Origin of the sequence: Peribacillus sp. FSL K6-1552, from assembly GCF_038005205.1 — a bacterium.
GTDB classification, from domain to species: domain Bacteria; phylum Bacillota; class Bacilli; order Bacillales; family DSM-1321; genus Peribacillus; species Peribacillus butanolivorans.
In genome coordinates, this window is record NZ_JBBOST010000001.1 from 4,164,352 (window position 1) to 4,183,164 (window position 18,813).

13 protein-coding genes, 1 other RNA gene and 1 other annotated feature are annotated in these 18,813 nt (G+C 41.2%); of the genes, 2 read left to right on the forward strand and 12 right to left on the reverse strand.

Translation table 11 applies throughout. From position 1 onward, the window contains the following. Window positions 1-142: 142 nt before the first annotated feature. From NST21_RS20035 to NST21_RS20055, 5 genes are all read right to left on the reverse strand, one after another. Window positions 143-1,114, reverse strand: a complete 972-nt coding sequence (locus tag NST21_RS20035; RefSeq protein ID WP_340890875.1) for a nuclease-related domain-containing protein — start codon at window positions 1,112-1,114, stop codon at window positions 143-145. 499 nt (window positions 1,115-1,613) lie between these two features. Further along, window positions 1,614-1,799, reverse strand: a non-coding RNA gene (gene ssrS / locus NST21_RS20040) — 6S RNA. Between the two features lie 87 nt (window positions 1,800-1,886). Then, entirely contained in the window at window positions 1,887-3,656 is a 1,770-nt protein-coding gene (gene aspS / locus NST21_RS20045) for an aspartate--tRNA ligase (protein WP_340890876.1), read from the reverse strand. A gap of 12 nt (window positions 3,657-3,668) precedes the next feature. Then, complete coding sequence (hisS, locus tag NST21_RS20050; protein ID WP_056528351.1) at window positions 3,669-4,940, reverse strand: histidine--tRNA ligase; 1,272 nt, start codon at window positions 4,938-4,940, stop codon at window positions 3,669-3,671. A 98-nt stretch (window positions 4,941-5,038) separates the two neighbouring features. Continuing rightward, window positions 5,039-5,277, reverse strand: a binding site (T-box leader). 78 nt (window positions 5,278-5,355) lie between these two features. Continuing rightward, window positions 5,356-5,529 carry a hypothetical protein gene (locus NST21_RS20055; RefSeq protein WP_053347121.1) on the reverse strand — a complete coding sequence of 58 codons (174 nt, stop codon included), beginning with the start codon at window positions 5,527-5,529 and terminating at the stop codon, window positions 5,356-5,358. Between the two features lie 128 nt (window positions 5,530-5,657). Here NST21_RS20055 and NST21_RS20060 point away from each other — a divergent pair, with 128 nt between their 5' ends. Continuing rightward, on the forward strand, window positions 5,658-7,424 hold the full coding sequence (locus NST21_RS20060; RefSeq protein ID WP_340890877.1) for an SH3 domain-containing protein: 1,767 nt from the start codon (window positions 5,658-5,660) through the stop codon (window positions 7,422-7,424). A gap of 82 nt (window positions 7,425-7,506) precedes the next feature. On the opposite strand, the gene dtd is transcribed toward NST21_RS20060, so the two are convergent. From dtd to NST21_RS20090, 6 genes are all read right to left on the reverse strand, one after another. Beyond that, entirely contained in the window at window positions 7,507-7,950 is a 444-nt protein-coding gene (gene dtd, locus NST21_RS20065) for a D-aminoacyl-tRNA deacylase (RefSeq protein ID WP_340890878.1), read from the reverse strand. Window positions 7,951-7,964: 14 nt separating this feature from the next. After that, window positions 7,965-10,163: a RelA/SpoT family protein gene (locus NST21_RS20070; protein WP_057218857.1), complete on the reverse strand. Its 2,199-nt coding sequence runs from the start codon at window positions 10,161-10,163 to the stop codon at window positions 7,965-7,967. A 315-nt stretch (window positions 10,164-10,478) separates the two neighbouring features. Beyond that, window positions 10,479-10,991: an adenine phosphoribosyltransferase gene (locus NST21_RS20075; RefSeq protein WP_053347125.1), complete on the reverse strand. Its 513-nt coding sequence runs from the start codon at window positions 10,989-10,991 to the stop codon at window positions 10,479-10,481. Beyond that, complete coding sequence (gene recJ, locus NST21_RS20080; RefSeq protein WP_340890881.1) at window positions 10,982-13,357, reverse strand: single-stranded-DNA-specific exonuclease RecJ; 2,376 nt, start codon at window positions 13,355-13,357, stop codon at window positions 10,982-10,984. The genes NST21_RS20075 and recJ overlap by 10 nt, the downstream gene beginning before the upstream one ends. 145 nt (window positions 13,358-13,502) lie before the next feature. Further along, complete coding sequence (secDF, locus tag NST21_RS20085; protein WP_340890882.1) at window positions 13,503-15,764, reverse strand: protein translocase subunit SecDF; 2,262 nt, start codon at window positions 15,762-15,764, stop codon at window positions 13,503-13,505. A 201-nt stretch (window positions 15,765-15,965) separates the two neighbouring features. Continuing rightward, complete coding sequence (locus NST21_RS20090) at window positions 15,966-16,271, reverse strand: post-transcriptional regulator (RefSeq protein ID WP_057218863.1); 306 nt, start codon at window positions 16,269-16,271, stop codon at window positions 15,966-15,968. Window positions 16,272-16,438: 167 nt separating this feature from the next. On the opposite strand from NST21_RS20090, the gene spoVB reads away from it, so the two are divergent. Further along, window positions 16,439-18,001 carry a stage V sporulation protein B gene (spoVB, locus tag NST21_RS20095; RefSeq protein WP_340890884.1) on the forward strand — a complete coding sequence of 521 codons (1,563 nt, stop codon included), beginning with the start codon at window positions 16,439-16,441 and terminating at the stop codon, window positions 17,999-18,001. 28 nt (window positions 18,002-18,029) lie between these two features. On the opposite strand, the gene NST21_RS20100 is transcribed toward spoVB, so the two are convergent. Then, on the reverse strand, window positions 18,030-18,713 hold the full coding sequence (locus NST21_RS20100) for a DUF421 domain-containing protein (protein WP_057219086.1): 684 nt from the start codon (window positions 18,711-18,713) through the stop codon (window positions 18,030-18,032). Window positions 18,714-18,813: the final 100 nt, after the last annotated feature.

The window sequence follows — 18,813 nt, forward strand, 5'->3', positions numbered from 1 at the left end:
CGTGAGTTTCAGACATTTACTCGTGAGTTTCTGCCGGTTACTCGTGAGTTTAGGACGTTTACTCGTGAGTTTCAGACGTTTACTCGTGAGTTTCGGACGTTTACTCGTGAGTTTCAGCTTTTTACTCGCGAGTTTCTGCCATTTACTCGTGAAATAAGCCATCAAGGTTATATTCTCGATTTTTATATTGCCCTGTATAAGGCAATTCCATGGTAGAGAGTATTCTTTGCATGATATCTATCGATTCAATTTGTAAAAATAACCGCGCTTGTTTATTTGTAATCTTGGGCCTTATGAGGAGGGCATAATCACGAAGAGTTTGAATGTGGGCATCTTTGGAAGTGTAAGAACATTGCGCGCATGTCCATTTTCCCCAGTGACGTTGCATTTGGAGAATTGAACATTCTGGGCAGTGAACACTTTTGAGAAGATCTGTTTCAGAGATTTGATACCATTTGAGTATATCTGGATTATGTGGAGTATTTTTTTGAAGGAATGTGTTTGATAGTTTATTGCGTTGCCTTTGGGTTAATTGCGCAGATGGATACTTTTTTTCAAGAGTTTGAATTTTTGAGATGAGTGTTTCTTTTCCGGTGATTTGCTTGAAGATGGAGGCATGACCAGGAGTAGTCTTAATGATGGTGTTCGAGTTTGCATTTGCAATGAGCGTTTCAATCGGAAGCAGCGGGAGTTTATGAAGGTTAAGCCAATTGATTAAGCGTGATTTTTGCACATCAACCTGGATAAGCGGATCAAGATAGGCTTGTTCCTGTCCATCTTTTGTCCGAATCAATTGAGGATAGGTGCGGTCAAAATAGAGCAATCCGGCAAAGTTTTTCACCTCGATGATAATGCAGCAATTCGTAGATACGATAAGAAAGTCCATTTGGAAAAAGCTGCTCTCATCGCGGCTCAGTCTGAGGTCATGAAATACTTGATATTTTTTTGAAAGATCCTTTAACTCTTTTCCAATACTTGATTCTCCATTAAAACCAGTACGGATTTTCCGGTAATCATTCGTTATTTTTTTCTGTTTAGGATGGTTTGGTGAGAGCCTTCTGCTTAATGCCTCCAGTTTAAGCATTTTCATTGGCTTTTCACATGGTTTTTTCATTAATTCATCACTCCTTCTTCTATATTTTCTGTGATCATGCTTTTGATTCCTGCCTGGGCATCTGAAAAATAGTGGTTACTCGTGAGTTTCAGCTTTTTACTCGTGAGTTTGGGCTTTTTACTCGTGACTTTCACCTTTTACTCGTGAGTTTCAGCCTTTTACTCGTGAGTTTGGGCTTTTTACTCGTGACTTTCACCTTTTACTCGTGAGTTTCAGCCTTTTACTCGTGAGTTTCAGCTTTTTACTCGTGAGTTTGGGCATTTACTCGTGACTTTCAGCCTTTACTCGTGACTTTCACCCTTTTACTCGGGAGTTTCAGCTTTTACTCGTGAGTTTCAGCTTTTTACTCGTGAGTTTCAGCTTTTTACTCGTGACTTTCTGCTTTTTACTCGTGAGTTTCTGCTTTTTACTCGTGAGTTTCACCCTTTTACTCGTGAGTACAGATTTTTCAGCACAAAAAAACCCATGTTTACTCAACATGAGTTGCTTTGTAAGTTATAAGAGTCCCAATTGTGCCGTTTACGCCTTTGTTTTGAACCCGCTCTCCGCAGGTGGGTGCTCGGTTCCTCGCGTTTGTAAGTCCTCTACGAGGGAGGCATGTACGCGGCCAGGAAACTAGTGCTCCCGGTAACTATAAGTGTTCGGTCAAAACTTATAGGTTAAAGAACGAACACATCAGGACTCTTACTTGTTGAAAATATCATATCATAATGCTTTACTCCGTTTCAAGAGAAAGCATCTAGGTAAATTTTCATATTTTTTCCCAATAAAATTATTTCTTTAATGCAGCAAGTCTTAAGCTAAGTTCTGCTAATTGCTTATCACTTACAGTACTTGGAGCGTCAACTAGCAAGTCGCTTGCGCTTGCTGTTTTCGGGAACGCGATGGTGTCGCGAAGGTTTGTACGACCCGCAAGCAACATTACCATACGGTCCAATCCAAGTGCGATTCCGCCGTGTGGAGGTGTTCCATATTCGAAAGCATCCATTAAGAAGCCGAATTGTGCGTTTGCTTCTTCTTCTGTGAATCCAAGCACTTTGAACATTTTTTCTTGAACGTCGCGTTCGAAAATACGCAGTGATCCACCGCCAAGTTCGTAGCCGTTCAAGACAAGGTCATACGCTTGTGCACGGACACTGGCTGGGTCTGATTCCAGTTTTTCCAGGTCTTCACGGAATGGCATTGTGAATGGATGGTGAGCTGCATAATAGCGTCCTTCTTCTTCATCGTATTCAAGTAATGGCCAGTCCGTTACCCATAGGAAGTTGAATTTGCTTTGGTCGATCAAGCCTCTTTCTTTACCTAGCTTGATACGAAGCGCACCAAGTGCATCCGCAACAATGCTTTTCTTATCAGCAACGAATAAGATCAGGTCGCCTACTTCTGCTTCTAATACTGCAACTAATTGCTGTTGGTCTTCAGCGAAGAATTTAGCAATTGGTCCTTTTACGCCATCTTCTTCTACTTTTAACCAAGCAAGGCCCTTTGCACCATAAATAGCTGCAAATTCAGCCAATGCATCAATGTCTTTACGGGAATAATCTGCATTTCCGCCTTTAACTACGATCGCTTTAACTTGTCCACCATTTGCAACAGCACCTGTGAACACTTTAAAATCACTGTCTTTCACGATTTCTGAAACATCTTTAAGTTCCATTTCGAAACGTGTATCAGGTTTGTCGGAACCATAACGGCTCATCGCTTCGTTATATGTCATTCTTGGGAATGGCAGTGTTACGTCCAGCCCTTTTACATCCTTCATAACTTTAGCCATCATATTTTCAGCCGTTTTAATGATATCTTCCTGGCTCATGAAGCTAGTTTCAATATCGATTTGTGTGAATTCAGGCTGTCTGTCAGCACGTAAATCTTCATCACGGAAACAGCGGGCAATTTGATAATAACGTTCGAAACCAGATACCATCAATAGTTGCTTAAAGATTTGCGGTGACTGTGGCAGTGCATAAAACTCACCTTCGTGTACACGGCTAGGTACTAAATAATCACGTGCGCCTTCTGGTGTACTTTTCGTTAAAATAGGTGTTTCGATATCAAGGAAGCCTTCGCCGTCCAAGTAATCACGAATCGCCTTAGTTGTTTGGTTACGCATTTTCAACGTTTCAAACATTGCCGGACGACGTAAGTCCAAATAGCGGTATTTTAAGCGAATATCTTCAGAAACATCTGTTCTTTCATCAATGATGAAAGGAGGTGTTTTGGCTTCATTTAAAATTGTTACGCTTTCTGCTTGAACTTCAATTGTACCTGTTGATACATTCGGGTTGAAGTTAGCTTCATCACGTTTGATGACTGAACCTTGGATATCAAGAACGTATTCATTACGAATTTTTTCAGCTGTAGCCAATGCTTCTGCCGAGATGTCCGGATTGAAAACAACTTGTACAACTCCGCTTCTGTCACGAAGGTCGATAAAGATTACTCCGCCCAAATCACGACGTTTTTGTACCCATCCTTTTAATGTAACTTTTTCACCAATAGCTGCTTCTGTAACTTCTCCATTGAAGTATGTTCTGCCAAACATGGTATTTCCCCCTTAAGCCTGTAGCTTTTTAAATTGTTCAACGAATGTAGCAAGATCCATATGGACTTGTTCACCGGTTTCCATGAACTTTAGATTAATTGTATTATTTTTCAATTCATCATCTCCGAGTGTCGCCACGTATCTTGCTTCAAGGCGATCGGCTGATTTAAATTGAGCTTTTACTTTACGGTCTTGGTAGTCTTTTTCGACTGTAAAACCGGCATTACGCAATTGGTAGGCAAGTTTGACATTATAATCCTTAGCGGACTCACCTAGTGAAACAAGGTAGCAGTCAATGCCCTTTTTGATCGGAAGTTCGATGTTTTCTGCTTGAAGTGCTGCAATCAGACGTTCAATGCTGAGCGCAAAGCCAATCCCAGGTGTTTCCGGACCACCAAGTTCTTCAGCAAGCCCGTTATAACGGCCGCCTCCACAAAGTGTCGTAATCGCACCAAAACCTTCCGCATCACTCATAATTTCAAAGGCCGTATGATTATAGTAATCCAGGCCGCGCACAAGCGTCGGATCTTCAACGAATTCAATTTCCAAATCCGTTAAGTGTTGTTTCACTTTTTCGAAATAGGTACGCGATTCATCATTTAAATATTCAATGATGGAAGGTGCCGTTTTCATCAATTCGTGATCGTGATCTTTTTTACAATCCAGAATACGCAATGGATTTTTTTCAAGACGGTTTTGACAATCGCTACAAAACTCGCCAATACGGGGTTCGAAATGCTTGATTAACGCATTGCGATGCGCTGTCCGGCTTTCATTATCACCAAGGCTATTTATCACGAGCTTCAGTTTTGTCAACCCAAGCTCTTTATAAAGATTCATTGCCAGCGATAAAACCTCTGCATCAATTCCTGGATCTTTACTTCCTAATGCCTCGATACCAAATTGAACGAATTGACGGAAGCGACCTGCTTGCGGACGTTCGTAACGGAACATCGGCCCGATATAATAAAGTTTGACCGGTTGATTTGCCCAACCAAACATTTTGTTCTCAATGTATGATCTAACAACAGAAGCAGTGCCTTCAGGACGAAGGGTCAAATTCCGTTCACCACGGTCCTGAAATGAGTACATCTCTTTTTGCACGATATCGGTTGTGTCTCCCACACCACGTAAGAAAAGCTCTGTGTGCTCAAAAATCGGTGTACGGATTTCTTTATATTGATAACGGTGACAAATCTCACGCGCTGTCTTTTCGATATACTGCCAAATTTCCGTTTGACCTGGCAATAAATCCTGCGTACCTCTAGGAATCTGAATAGACATATTTGTTTCCTCCTTTAAAGCAATGCGTCATTTCTTATACGACGCTGTACTGAATTTTTTCCAAACAAAAAACTCCCGCCCCTTGTAACATAGTCGTTACAAGGGACGAGAGTTGAATATCCCGTGGTGCCACCCTAGTTGAAGCACAATTAAATAAGTGCCTCCGCTCAAAAACAGTTAACGCCTGCTTTACGTCCATCTCCTACTAAAAAAATTCGTTCAGAGTGAAGCCTACGGAGGGTTCTTTCATTAAGTCATCATGTGGAATGCTTTCAGCCTCGGCATTTCCTCTCTTTTCATGTGTTTCTTAATTACTCTTCTCCATCATTGGTTATTGCAGTAATAGGTCTGATACTTTATAATCATACGGACGTTAACATCAAATGTCAAGATAGGCTAAGAATTTTGTCGTATTTTATTGGTTCAAATGTTTTTTCATATTCTTGATTGTTCGGACATTGACTCCGAATTCGGATGCTAATTCAATTAGATTTGCGCTTTGTTCCTTTTGAATAAAATCGTGAAAATCGACTCCTAGTACTTGATTGCCCCCACTTAAACTCGTTTGGTCTTTTTCGCTGAATTTCATATGGCTTCCCTCCATTAGTTAATAAGACTTATTCTTTCCTAAAAAGAATGTTTTTTGCACAATTAAGGAGGGAAATTTTTTATTGAACGAGAATACATACAAATAGATATAAAAGGGAGAGACAACTTATGAAGAAGAAATCAGGATTATTTGGCCTGATCCTATTGCTGATAATAGCAGCGATTTTCCCCGTCAATCAAGCATTTGGAGAAAACGAAGGGGAAATTGTCGTGACGACCAAGGTGGTCAATGTCCGTGAAGGCGCAGGCCTCAGTTTTCCTATTGTGAAAAAACTTACAAAAGGGGAAACGTATCCGATTGTGAATGAAGATGGCGATTGGATTGAAATTCGGATTGGCGCCGGTAAAACGGGATGGGTTGCCAATTGGCTTGTGGGAAAAAAATCAGATTCAAATCAGGTTAAGCAGGAATCAGGTCAGGGAATAATTACCGGTAGCTCTGTCCGCGTCCGTACAGGCCCCGGTACTACATTTCAAACAGTTGGTTCGATAACGAAAGGAACGGCTGTTGACATTATTGAAAAAAATGAAAATTGGATTCAAATCAAACATGCAGAAATCGAAGGTTGGGTCTCTTCTGACTATCTCAAGCTCACTAAGGCTTCCGAGAATGCAGTAGAGAGAGAGACGAAGCAGAAGAAAGAAGAATCGGAACAATCCGTGCAAACGGGAGTCACTTTGGTCGACCGTCTCAATGTTCGTTCTGAGCCTTCAAAAAGCAGTGCCTCGCTCGGTAAGCTGAATAAAAATACGATGGTTACTGTTTATCGAATTGAAAACGAATGGGTTGAAATTGATTTTCAAGGAAGCCATGGCTGGGTCGCCGAATCTTACATAGAATTGGGCAAGAATAAGAGTGAGAAGAAAGTCAATAAGGCAGGTGCCACTGCAAGAGTAACCGTTTCTGGTTTAAATGTGCGGAAAAAGGCCTCTCCTAACAGTAAAATCATTGGTTCGGTAAACAAGGATGAAACCTACCAAGTTTTGCAAACAACAGGCCAAATGACACAGCTTCAGCTTTCTGATTCAAAAAAAGGCTGGGTGGTGAACTGGTATTTAGAAATAGAGAATGCCGAACAAACATCAAAGAAAAAGAAGATTGACGTAAAAGGCAGTAAGATTACCACCATTCATGATGGGACAATCCTTAGAAGTAAGCCAGATGGCAACTCGCAGATTGTAGCGCAGGTGAAAGAAGGTGAAACGTTCTCCGTTCTCGGTATGGAGGGCGATTGGTACTCCATTAAACTCAAGAATGGCCAAACCGCTTATGTTGCTGGTTGGATTGTGACGATTGAAGGTAATGCTGAGCAGATCCAGCGTCCAGGCGTTGAAAAATATTTAGCGGATAAAGTCATCGTAATCGATCCCGGCCATGGCGGCAGGGACAGCGGTACAGTTGGAGTCGGTGGTACTCTTGAAAAAAACTTAACAATCCGTACCGCTGAGTTGCTGCGGGACAAGCTTCATGCGGCAGGTGCAAAAGTGATTCTGACAAGAAGCAGTAATACATATGTTCCACTGCCTTCAAGGGTTAGCACTTCACATATCAATAACGCGGATGCATTCATCAGCCTCCATTATGATAGCACCAAAGATCAGATTGCGAGTGGAATAACTACATTCTACTATCATGACTATCAACAGAATTTTGCCTCAACACTTGCCAATTCACTAGGATCCACGATGCAGGTGCCTAATCGAGGTTCCCGATACGGAGATTACCATGTTATCCGTGAAAACAATCGTGTAGCTACACTTATTGAACTAGGCTATTTAAGTAATCCTGTTGAAGAATTGAGGATTACAACGAATGAATATCAAGAAACCATTACAACCGCTATCTATAATGGATTGGCGCGGTATTTCAAATAATGACAAGCCAGCTTCCCATGGAAGCTGGCTTTCAATTTGTTTACAATCACTTTTTCGCAACAAAAAAACCTGCCGCAGCAGGTTACTTTTTACTTTCCATTATTAATGTTACAGGTCCGTCATTAGTAAGCTGAACGTCCATCATTGCGCCAAATTGACCGGTTTCAGTATGGACGCCTTTTTTGCGTAGTTCTTCATTGAATGATTCATAAATTTTGTTCGCCTCTTCAGGACGGGCGGCGTCCATGAAGTTCGGACGACGGCCTTTACGGCAGTCGCCATATAGCGTAAATTGTGAAACTGATAGAATCGAACCACCAACGTCTAGTAGTGAGTGGTTCATCTTTTCATTTTCATCTTCAAAAATTCTAAGATTAACAATCTTATCGGCCAAATAGACGGTGTCATCAATTGTATCGCCATGGGTGACACCAACTAGCAGGACTAGTCCGCTGTCAATTTGCCCGATTGTTTGGCCTGCCACAACAACTTTGGCAGCTTTGGAACGTTGTAAAACAACACGCATAGTAATAAAACTCCTTAGTTCATAATCCTTCTAACGGAATAGACATCTGAAATTTGTTTTATACGGTCGACGACCTTTTGTAGATGTGCAATGTTATGGATATAAATCGACATGTGAATGGTCGCCACTTTATTCCGGTCCGATTTACCTGATACTGCTGAAATATTTGTCTTTGTTTCGTTGACAGCTTGCAACACTTCGTTTAATAAGCCGCGGCGATCATACCCGCTGATCTCAATTTCAACGATATATTCCTTACGTTCGTTAATCCTGCTTTCCCATTCAACAGGCACAAGACGATGATCGGAATCACCGCTTTCTAGGTTCGGACAGTCTTGTCTATGGACAGAGACTCCACGGCCTTTTGTAATATAACCAACGATTTCATCCCCAGGAACCGGATTACAACAGCGTGATAAACGGATAAGGAGGTTCTCAATTCCCGGTACACGTACACCTGAGTCACGTTTTTTGGAGGAATTAGGGAAAGTTTTCAGATCAGCAACTGCTTCCGAAATATCTGCTTCTTGCTCGACCATCTTCTGCTTACGCCATTTTTCAGTAAGGCGGTTCGCTACCTGAAGGGCTGTTATTCCGTTATAACCAACCGCTGCATACATATCTTCTTCATTCAGGAAATTGAATTTATCCGAAACGCGCTTAATGTTTTCAGATGTCAGGATTTCCTTCAGATCAAACTCCATGATCTTGATTTCTTTTTCAACAAGTTCTTTGCCTTTTTCGATATTTTCTTCTCGGCGCTGCTTTTTGAAAAATTGACGGATTTTATTTTTCGCCTGAGATGTTTGCGTGAGTTTAAGCCAATCTTGACTTGGACCATATGAATGCTTGGATGTTAAAATTTCAATAATATCGCCTGTTTTTAGTTTATAATCCAGCGGTACCATTTTCCCGTTCACTTTGGCCCCTATCGTTTTGTTACCGATTTCCGAGTGAATCCGGTAAGCAAAGTCAATCGGATTGGACCCTGACGGAAGTTCAATAACATCGCCTTTTGGCGTAAAAATGAACACCATATCAGAAAAAAGATCGATTTTAAGGGATTCCATGAATTCCTCGGCGTTTGTTGCGTCATCCTGGAATTCAAGAATTTCCCTGAACCAAGTCAATTTTTCCTCTAATGAAGGCTGTTCACCAACATCTTTTCCTTCTTTATAAGCCCAGTGTGCGGCAACCCCGAACTCGGCAATGCGATGCATATCGGAGGTACGGATTTGCACTTCAAGCGGATCGCCTTTTGGCCCGATTACCGTCGTATGTAAGGATTGATACATATTCGGCTTCGGCATCGCGATATAGTCTTTAAATCGGCCAGGCATCGGCTTCCAGCATGTATGAATGATCCCTAAAACGGCATAACAGTCTTTTATGCTATTGACGACAATCCGAACCGCAAGCAGGTCATAAATTTCACTGAACTGCTTATTCTGCAACGCCATTTTGCGATAAATACTGTATATATGTTTCGGTCTGCCAGAGAGGTCTGCTTTAATATTGACTTCTTGCACGTTTTTACGCACTTCATCAATGACTTCTTCTAAATACTGTTCACGTTCTGCACGCTTTTTCTTCATAAGGTTGACGATTCGGTAATACTGCTGCGGGTTCAAATACCTTAGTGCCGTATCTTCAAGTTCCCATTTAATCGTACTGATCCCAAGACGATGAGCAAGCGGCGCAAAGATTTCTAATGTTTCGTTCGAAATTCTTCTCTGCTTTTCCTGCGGCAGATGCTTCAATGTCCGCATATTGTGCAGTCTGTCGGCAAGCTTAATCAATATGACCCGAATATCCTGGGCCATCGCAACGAACATTTTCCTATGGTTTTCCGCCTGTTGTTCTTGCTGTGATTTATACTTAATTTTCCCTAATTTGGTCACACCATCAACGAGCATGGCGACTTCAGGACTGAAATTCTCTTCAATATCCTTCAGAGTGACCTCCGTGTCTTCAACAACATCATGTAAAAAGCCTGCCGCAATAGTTGCAGGATCCATTTCAAGATCAGCCAGAATACCCGCTACTTGAATCGGATGAATAATATATGGTTCTCCCGATTTACGAAATTGTTCTCGGTGAGCATACTCTGCATACTTAAACGCTCTATGAATAAATTCAGCTTCTTCCGGCTGAAGATATAAGCTGGCCATTTCTACAACCTGCTCGGCAGTCAATATTTGATCGTTAGCCATTTAATCACCTTAACCCCACTTTAACTGCCACCGGATATTAACCGGATTGAGTATGATTGGTAGCACTTCCCTTTGTTCAGCAAAACGTGACAATTTTTGCGAAAAAAATAAATCCGCCGAAACGGATACAAGTGCAAATAAACTTAATAGCAGAAAAACTCTTTATTATTACTATTATCGAAAAAAATGGCATGGATGTAAAGGGCTAAACATGTATTTTATAAAGAATAGTTCTTTTTTTCACTGGAAATTCGACAAAATCTATGAAAAACGGGTATAACAGAAAGAGCACCCTGGTCAGAGTGCTCTTCTTTATTAAAAGTTCATTAGTGTTAAAACATCATAGCCTTCTAATTTATCTTTACCATCTAGGTCTGTTAATTCAATAAGGAATGCAATCCCGGCTACAATTCCGCCAAGCTCTTCCACTAATTTGATCGTTGCTTCGATTGTACCGCCAGTAGCAAGTAAATCGTCCGTAATCAGGATACGTTGTCCTGGTTTAATGGCATCTTTATGGATAGTCAATACATCCTTACCATATTCTAAGCCATATTCGACTTTTATCGTTTCACGTGGAAGCTTTCCTTCTTTTCTCACTGGCGCAAAGCCCACTTCCAATGAGTATGCGACTGGACATCCGATAATGAATCCGCGTGCTTCCGGTCCGACCACTAAATCGATATTTTTATCGCGAGCGTACTCGACGATTTGGTCTGTTGCGTATTTATAAGCTGCGCCGTTATCCATTAATGTTGTAATATCTTTGAAGACAATACCCGGTTTTGGCCAGTCTTGCACAATTGTTACATATTGCTTTAAATCCATTGCTTTGTTTCCTCCTCAAGGTCTGTTGCCTCATGAACTAAAAAATGATTGAACCAATCGAATAATTGCTGATAGGAAGAATAGACAAGCTCTTGTTCAAGCTCAAATTGCTCTTTCTTTCTTATAAACGATTCAGACTCACTGAGATCGCGTTTTTTCGCATTGGCTGTGAGCATAATTAACCCATTCTCTATTGTAACAAAATCAAGCTCAAAAAACACCTTTGAAATAAAATCCACTGTATCTCTTGACCAGCCTCGGTATTTGGCAAGATCATCACCATACCTTTTCACATCAAGCGGACCCTTTTTAGCAAGAAAGGCATAGAACCATTTAAAATCGTCCCGTGTTGGCACCGTACTTAAAAAATGATCCTGTTCATGAGAAAAATGTGCGTATATCCGCGACGGCTTCTTATTTTCAATCACCCGTTTTAACAACTCTCTTAACGGGGGCATATCCATAAGAACCACATGTCCTTGCATGCAGTCGAGCTGATCTGCTTCCTGTTCATTCTTGATTAAAACAAGATCGGGATGGTTTTGTAAAAAAGGATATCTTCTATAAATATCTTCTGAGAAAATAACAATTTTCCGATTATGAACCGGTATCTCAGCTAGCCACTTCTCTGCCTGTCCCTTGCCGCGATAATCGAAAAGCTGCCAATGATTGACCGAGACATCCTGAACAAAGATTTGCGGCTTTTTGATATTATTCCACTCATTAATGGAAAGCTCTCCGATCACGGAGACTTCTGCATGCGGAGCTATTTCATCCACATAATGACCTAGACCAAACCCAACGCCGTCGAGTTTATGATTCTCACTATCTTCAAGCTGCACCTTCAAGTGATTCTGATTGGCGCCAATTTTACGGACACTTGAAAGCTGGACGGAATCTATCAAGATTTTCGGCTTTGGATTGGTCACTCCAAATGGCGCTAGCAGGCTCATTTCCTGAATCGTTTGAATGGAAACTTCCGCTAATGTTGTGGCTCCATCCAAGTTGGTAATAGGTGTGAAATCTTCTTCGCTGAGCTGTTCTTTCGCAATAATGTTCATGCGATCCCTAAGCTCCTGTACGTCTTCTATTTTCAGGGTCATTCCCGCAGCCATCGGATGTCCACCAAAATGAGGCAGCAATTCGCGACAGGTAGAGAGACTCTCAAAAAGGTCGAATCCAGCAATACTCCGGGCTGAACCTTTCGCGTGCCCCTTTTCTCGGTCATAGCTCAACACAATGGTCGGACGGTAAAAGCGTTCAACCAGTTTGGAGGCTACAATACCCACTACCCCTGCGTTCCAACCTTCTCTCCCGATAATAAGCACACCATTTGACTCCGGTGGGAAGTTTTCCTCAACCTCTTGAATCGCTTCTTCCGCCATTGCAGCAACCATCGCCTGACGCTCTTTATTAATATCATCGATTTCATTAGCCAGTTCCGTCGCTTCAGCCAAGTTTTCAGACATCAATAAATCAACAGCCGGGTCCGCATCACCAAGGCGGCCAACTGCATTGATTCGTGGTGCCATTGCAAAGCCGATTGATTCCTCATTCAATGCTTCCTGCTGAATATTCGCCACTTTCATTAGGGCAACAAGCCCCGGACGTCTAGTTAAGCGTAACTGCTCAATCCCTTTCGCTGCAATGAGGCGGTTTTCTCCTTTTAAAGGTACCAAATCCGCAATGGTACCGATTGCCGCAATCTCCAGCAAATCCTCTGGCAGTTCGCCAAGCAAGGCATGTGCCAGTTTAAAAGCAACCCCTACGCCAGCAAGATCTTCAAATGGATATGAACTGTTCTCAAGTTTTGGATGAATAATCGCTAGTGCTTCGGGAAGTTCCGGACCAGGTTCATGGTGATCCGTCAAAATATAATCCATGCCAAGCTCGCTAGCAAGTTTCGCTTCATCAACTGCGGAAATTCCCGTGTCCACGGTTATTAATACCTTTACCCCTTGCTCAGCTGCCAAGCGGAATGCCATTGGATTCGGACCGTAGCCTTCTGTAAATCGATTTGGGATATAAAAATCCACATCGGCTCCTAGTCTAGTTAGCGTCGTCATCATCACCGTAGTCGATGTCACGCCGTCCGCATCATAATCACCAAAAATCCTGATTTTCTCTCCGTTTTGAATGGCTTCTTTTATTCTATATACTGCTTTATCCATATCTTTCAGTAAAAATGGATCATGAAAAGTTTGATTTTTTACAAATAAAAATGATCGGGCACTTTCAATTGTATCCAGGCCACGATTCACAAGTAAGGCCGCAACTAAGGGTGTGATATGAAGCTCTTCCGCTAGTTCAGCAACTTTGTTTTCATCGGCAGTTCGTAAGTTCCACCGTGTTTTTGGCTTTAACATAAATTCACCCCTCAACTTACTTATTATACAAAACGACAATAATGGTTTCAATTTTATTTTAAACTCAAAAATGGCTGTATTTCCCTATTCAAAAAGCTAGTCTCACAAAAAGAAGGCTGGCATCATGCCAGCCCCTTCTCACATATTAAACTTGTCCTTCAAGACTTTGTTTCTTTTCTTTTGCCGTATTCAGTGGTCCTTTTTTCTTCAATTCTCTAATTTTCAAATCAAGCCAGAATTGGGAAGCGATTAATAGAGATGAATACACGCCACATATTAAACCGATAAACAGGGCAATTGAGAAGTTTCGGATGGCTTCACTACCGAAGATCGCCAACGCGATAACCGTAATGAGAACGGTTAGTACGGTGTTAATAGATCTCGTTAATGTTTGCCTGATACTGATATTTACAATATTCTCAAGCTCTTCAACTGTTTTGACTTTACGACTGAAGCGTAAGTTTTCACGAATACGGTCAAAGGTTACGATCGTATCATTGATCGAATAACCGACAATCGTCAGAACCGCAGCAATGAAGGTGATATCCACTTCAAGTCGAAGTACACTAAATATCGTAATAATAAAGAACGCGTCATGTATTAGCGCTACGACGGCAGGTACAGCCATCCGCCATTCAAATCGTACGGATACATACAAGATAATGCCGAGTGATGCAATCGCTAACGCAATCATAGCATTTTTCGCAAGTTCTTTTCCGACTGTCGGCGAAACGGTGCTGACATTCGGTTCTGCTCCATAATCTTTCTTAAAGTGGTCCTTCAATTCAGCGATTTCTTGTTTATTAAGCACACCGACTGTACGAACGACAGCATTTTTATTTTCTTTTCCAGCGAGCCTAACATCCTTGATATCCTCCGCGTCAATACCGACCTTGTCCATTTCGGTTTCGACTTGCTGCTTCGTTAAAACATCTTTGGACGCAATCTCAATTCGGGTACCACTAGTAAAATCAATACCAAGATTTAATCTAAATACGAATAAGAAAATAATCCCGATAAGGGTAACACCGATTGAAATACTATAAAAGACTTTCCTATGTTTGACGAAATCGATTTTATCAAAGCGAGTTGGCAATGACATTAAATTAATTTTCTCAGATAAATTGTGAATGTATTTCTTCTTCACGCCAAACCATGTTGTACGTTTGTCCAAGAACCCACTATTCACCCACAGGCTCATGAAAAGACGTGTACCATAGACGGCTGTTATGAAACTCATTAAAATCGAAATGATCAAAGTAGTAGCAAACCCTTTAACTGAGCTTGTTCCATAATAAAACAGAACGGCCGCAGCCAGCAATGTCGTTAAGTTCGCATCCGTGATCGTAGCAAGTGAGTTTTTCGTACCTTCCTTATAAGCTGCTTTTACAGAACGGCCAAGTTTCAGCTCATCCCTGATTCGCTCATAGGTTATGATATTGGCATCGACAGCCATACCAACCCCGAGTATCAGTGCTGCAATACCAGGAAGAGTAAGGACTGCATTCATCCAATCAAACACTAATAGCGTCAAGAAAATGTATATGCTTAAAGTGACGACTGCAATGAATCCTGGGAAGCGGTAATACACTAGCATAAAGATAAAAACAAGTGCAATTCCGATGATTCCTGCAAAAATAGTATCATTTAGTGCACCTGCACCAAATTGGGCACCTACAGAAGTGGAGTACTTTTCTTTTAAATCTACAGGCAGGGCACCTGCATCCAGAAGGTCTGCAAGCTCTTTCGCTTCTTCCACCGTAAATTGACCGGTAATATACACCTTCTTCGTATTAAAAACTTCACTGACAGCTGGAGCTGAAATCATATTGTCTTGTGAAGCTGTATCTTTAATGGAATCTTTTCCTTCCTCGAAATCCAACCAGATTGCAAGTACATTCGTCGGGCTTTCCATTGAGGAAATTTTTTGAGTGATTTCTTTAAACTTATTCACGTCTTTCAGCGTGACTTCAACAACTGGTTTATTATCTTGGAACGTTTGTTTCGCGCCGCCTTCTTTCAGGTCAGCACCGGTCATCATTTCCTTATCGTTATAATCACGGAACGATAATTTTGCTTGAGTCGAAAGGATTTCCCGAGCGTTGTTTTGGTCTTTAACACCGGCTAATTGAACGCGGATCCTGTCTTTCCCTTCGATTTGAATATTAGGTTCACTTACACCTAATACATTGACACGCCGCTCAAGTGAGCTTACTGTAGCCCTCAAAACTTCCGGAGTGATCTTTTCTCCAGATAGCGGTTTTACTTCATATAACACTTCAAAACCGCCTTGAAGATCAAGACCCAGCTTGATATCCTTTAGGATTCCTTTTGAAGTCGTTCCCATCGCTGCGAAAATCAAAAGTACGATTAGAAAAAACGCAACGATCCTGCTTCTTTTTACCATTATGTAGTAGGCCCCTTTCTATAATACGCCTGTTCATGGAGTTTCAAAAACTGTCATTTTTTTTTCGTTTTATAAGGTTGCATTCTCTTCAAATCGTTAGAAAAAAGACACCGCTCTCCATACTCTTTTTCCAAAAAAAAGCATAACCATATCTATTATGATTCATTTACAAACGGCTGTCAATTTAAGTATTTCGCAGTTTTATTCTTTCAAAAGTTCTTTAAGCTCTTCTTCAGAAAGCGGTTCAAAAAGATTTGGTGATTTATAAGCTTCGACCATTTGAAAGGTCATGAACTGGTTGCTCGAAAATGTCACAATGTCGGCTACGAGTTCGTGAAGGTGAATGTTTTCCTGAGGCCGCTTCCATTTGTTCTTGGTTAAGGTTGCCCATATATCTTCCTCTGAAACAGCATTCAATCCAACCATTTGGAATTCCTCACGTTTGCTCTTCAAGAATGGACGTACCTTTACATAATAACGTTGATATGGGTGATTCTTTTTCGTCATCACTTTGCCTCCAGTAAAAATGATTCTCAATTGAATGCGCATTTTCTAAGAAGGAAATTCGATCATTTGTAAGAACGCAAACACTTTTGTCATGCTTTGTCCAAGTACAAGCATATAGATAATTGTATAGCATAACCGCTTTTTTGAGAAGGCAGGGAGGGAGTTCAATGTCTAAGTTTTTAAAAGGGACGCTGATTTTATTAATCGCAAGCCTGATAACAAGGGTTCTTGGGTTCATTAACCGCATTGTCATCGCCCGTTTTATCGGCGAAGAAGGCGTTGGTTTATATATGATGGCTTTACCGACCCTATTTCTTGTCGTCAACATTACCCAATTAGGCCTGCCAATCGCCATATCCAAATATGTGGCCGAAGCCAATGCCCGAGGTGATGAAAGGAAAATCAAGAAAATCCTTGTCGTCTCTTTGGCCTGTACATTTACTTTATCGATGATCTTTACTCCTGCGATGCTATTTTTTGCGCCGGTTCTATCCGAATATTTATTCACAGATGAAAGAACGGTATGGCCGCTTATGGCGATTGCCCCTATTGTTCCAATTATCGCTATTTCATCTGTCTTGCGCGGATATTTCCAAGGCAAGCAAAATATGAAGCCCTTCGCTTTCTCACAAGTTATTGAACAGGTAGCCCGTATCACTTTCATTGCCGTCCTGACAAAGGCCTTTTTGCCATACGGAATCGAATATGCCGCAGCTGGCGCAATGTTTGCCTCAATAATTGGTGAGCTTGTATCACTTGTCTACCTATTGACAAGCTTTAAATTAAAGAAACATTTTAAATTCCGGAAAGGCTTCTTCAAAAATGTCAAATCCGGGAAAGGAACATTTACTGAATTGATGGGGATTGCACTGCCTTCAACTGGAAGCAGGATGATTGGGTCAATTTCTTGGTTTTTTGAACCAATTGTGGTCGCTCAGAGTTTGCAACTTGCCGGTGTGACCGCGGCCGCAGCTACCAGTCAATACGGAGAGTTAACAGGATACGCACTGCCTTTGCTCATGCTTCCTTCTTTTGTTACAGCTTCTTTAGCTACAGCTCTTGTTCCTGCAGTTAGTGAAGCAAGGACAACAGGAAACTTTTCACTCGTTGAACACAGGCTTCAGCAGGCCCTGAAAATCACCTTTATTACAGGTTGTTTAGCTGTCGTCACTCTGTTCATCTTTGCTGAACCGATTTTACAAGTAATGTATGGCTCTTCCCACGCTGCTGTTTTCATTAAATTTCTTTCACCTTTTTTCATACTCTATTATTTTCAATATCCGTTGCAGTCGATGCTTCAGGCACTGGACCTTGCAAAAGCCGCAATGTTTAACAGCCTCGCAGGGAACATTCTTAAAATTGGTGTAATCTGGCTGATGGCATCCAAGGAAAGTTTCGGTATTATGGGGGCCGCAATCGGAATAGCGGTCGGTTCGATGCTCGTTACCTTTCTGCATTTTTCAACTGTGTTAAAAGTTGTTCCTTTTACACTTCATTTTCGGAGTTATATGTTGGCTTTAGTTATTGCATTAATTTCCGGTTGGGGTGGTTATTATATTTATCAAGATCCACTCTCCTCTCAGCCTCTAGGAACCCGACTGTTGCTTTCAGTTACCGTTGTGTTCCTGCTGTTCACATTTTTCATGCTCTTGACTGGCTTCATAAAAAAAGCAGACTTAATTCGAATCCCTGTAATCGGCGTGTTTTTATCAAGGTTTGCATGGAAATAGAAATAACCGAAGTATTCAGCAGCTTCGGTTATTTCTTCGTTTCATTTGTATCAATGTAAAATTGGCCATCTATGTATCCGCAAATCGATATCTCTTTAACCTTTGTATCCCCATGTTCTTTTAACTGATGCAGAAGCCAAAAATGATTTTTTCCAATTTTATTAAGATTTTCTTCCTGTACCACTCCGTCGACTATTAGCGGATAGGGTATTGATTCACTTTCCGACCTTTCTTCTTCGCTATTTTTAATCACCGAGAGCTTTCCTGAAGTTTCAAGGATGGCAAATCGAACTTCGTTTAAATCAATAATTCCTTGTTCACGAAGCTGGGTCAATAAGTCATCAAAATTATATCGTTGTCTGCGCATCGCTTTTTCATCTATTTTTCCCTGATTGATGATGATCTGTGGCTTACCATCCATGAAATAGCGAAACTTGACACTTTTCAATGAGATGAATGCTAATGTAATTTGGAGGGTCGCGAGGACAAACATTGGGATAGTCTGTCGGATAAACGGTTTTTCCAAATCTTCAAAGGATAGCACAGCAATGTCCCCTATCATGATAGATACCACTAAATCAAGAACGCTCAGTTCCCCTACTTCCCGCTTGCCCATCAATCGAAAAAGGAACCAGATGACTAAATAGATTACCGTCGTTCGAAAAATAATACCTAGATAGATATCCACTTCAATAACACTTCCTTCATCCATAGCATGGCTTTGAAAATGAAAAATTACTCTATTTTCTTTTTCAAATTTCATAGAACTTCTTAAACCAGGTCTAAAGGTTCCAATAGAAGAATATGCTTGT

Bases quoted from the DNA above. Each gene is read 5' to 3' on its own strand.
- secDF (WP_340890882.1), bottom strand. From the start codon at position 15,764: ATGGTAAAAAGAAGCAGGATCGTTGCGTTTTTTCTAATCGTACTTTTG.
- spoVB (WP_340890884.1), top strand. From the start codon at position 16,439: ATGTCTAAGTTTTTAAAAGGGACGCTGATTTTATTAATCGCAAGCCTG.
- NST21_RS20035 (WP_340890875.1), bottom strand. From the start codon at position 1,114: ATGAAAAAACCATGTGAAAAGCCAATGAAAATGCTTAAACTGGAGGCA.
- aspS (WP_340890876.1), bottom strand. From the start codon at position 3,656: ATGTTTGGCAGAACATACTTCAATGGAGAAGTTACAGAAGCAGCTATT.
- hisS (WP_056528351.1), bottom strand. From the start codon at position 4,940: ATGTCTATTCAGATTCCTAGAGGTACGCAGGATTTATTGCCAGGTCAA.
- NST21_RS20070 (WP_057218857.1), bottom strand. From the start codon at position 10,163: ATGGCTAACGATCAAATATTGACTGCCGAGCAGGTTGTAGAAATGGCC.
- recJ (WP_340890881.1), bottom strand. From the start codon at position 13,357: ATGTTAAAGCCAAAAACACGGTGGAACTTACGAACTGCCGATGAAAAC.
- NST21_RS20055 (WP_053347121.1), bottom strand. From the start codon at position 5,529: ATGAAATTCAGCGAAAAAGACCAAACGAGTTTAAGTGGGGGCAATCAA.
- NST21_RS20090 (WP_057218863.1), bottom strand. From the start codon at position 16,271: ATGACGAAAAAGAATCACCCATATCAACGTTATTATGTAAAGGTACGT.
- dtd (WP_340890878.1), bottom strand. From the start codon at position 7,950: ATGCGTGTTGTTTTACAACGTTCCAAAGCTGCCAAAGTTGTTGTGGCA.
- NST21_RS20100 (WP_057219086.1), bottom strand. From the start codon at position 18,713: ATGGATGAAGGAAGTGTTATTGAAGTGGATATCTATCTAGGTATTATT.
- NST21_RS20075 (WP_053347125.1), bottom strand. From the start codon at position 10,991: ATGGATTTAAAGCAATATGTAACAATTGTGCAAGACTGGCCAAAACCG.
- NST21_RS20060 (WP_340890877.1), top strand. From the start codon at position 5,658: ATGAAGAAGAAATCAGGATTATTTGGCCTGATCCTATTGCTGATAATA.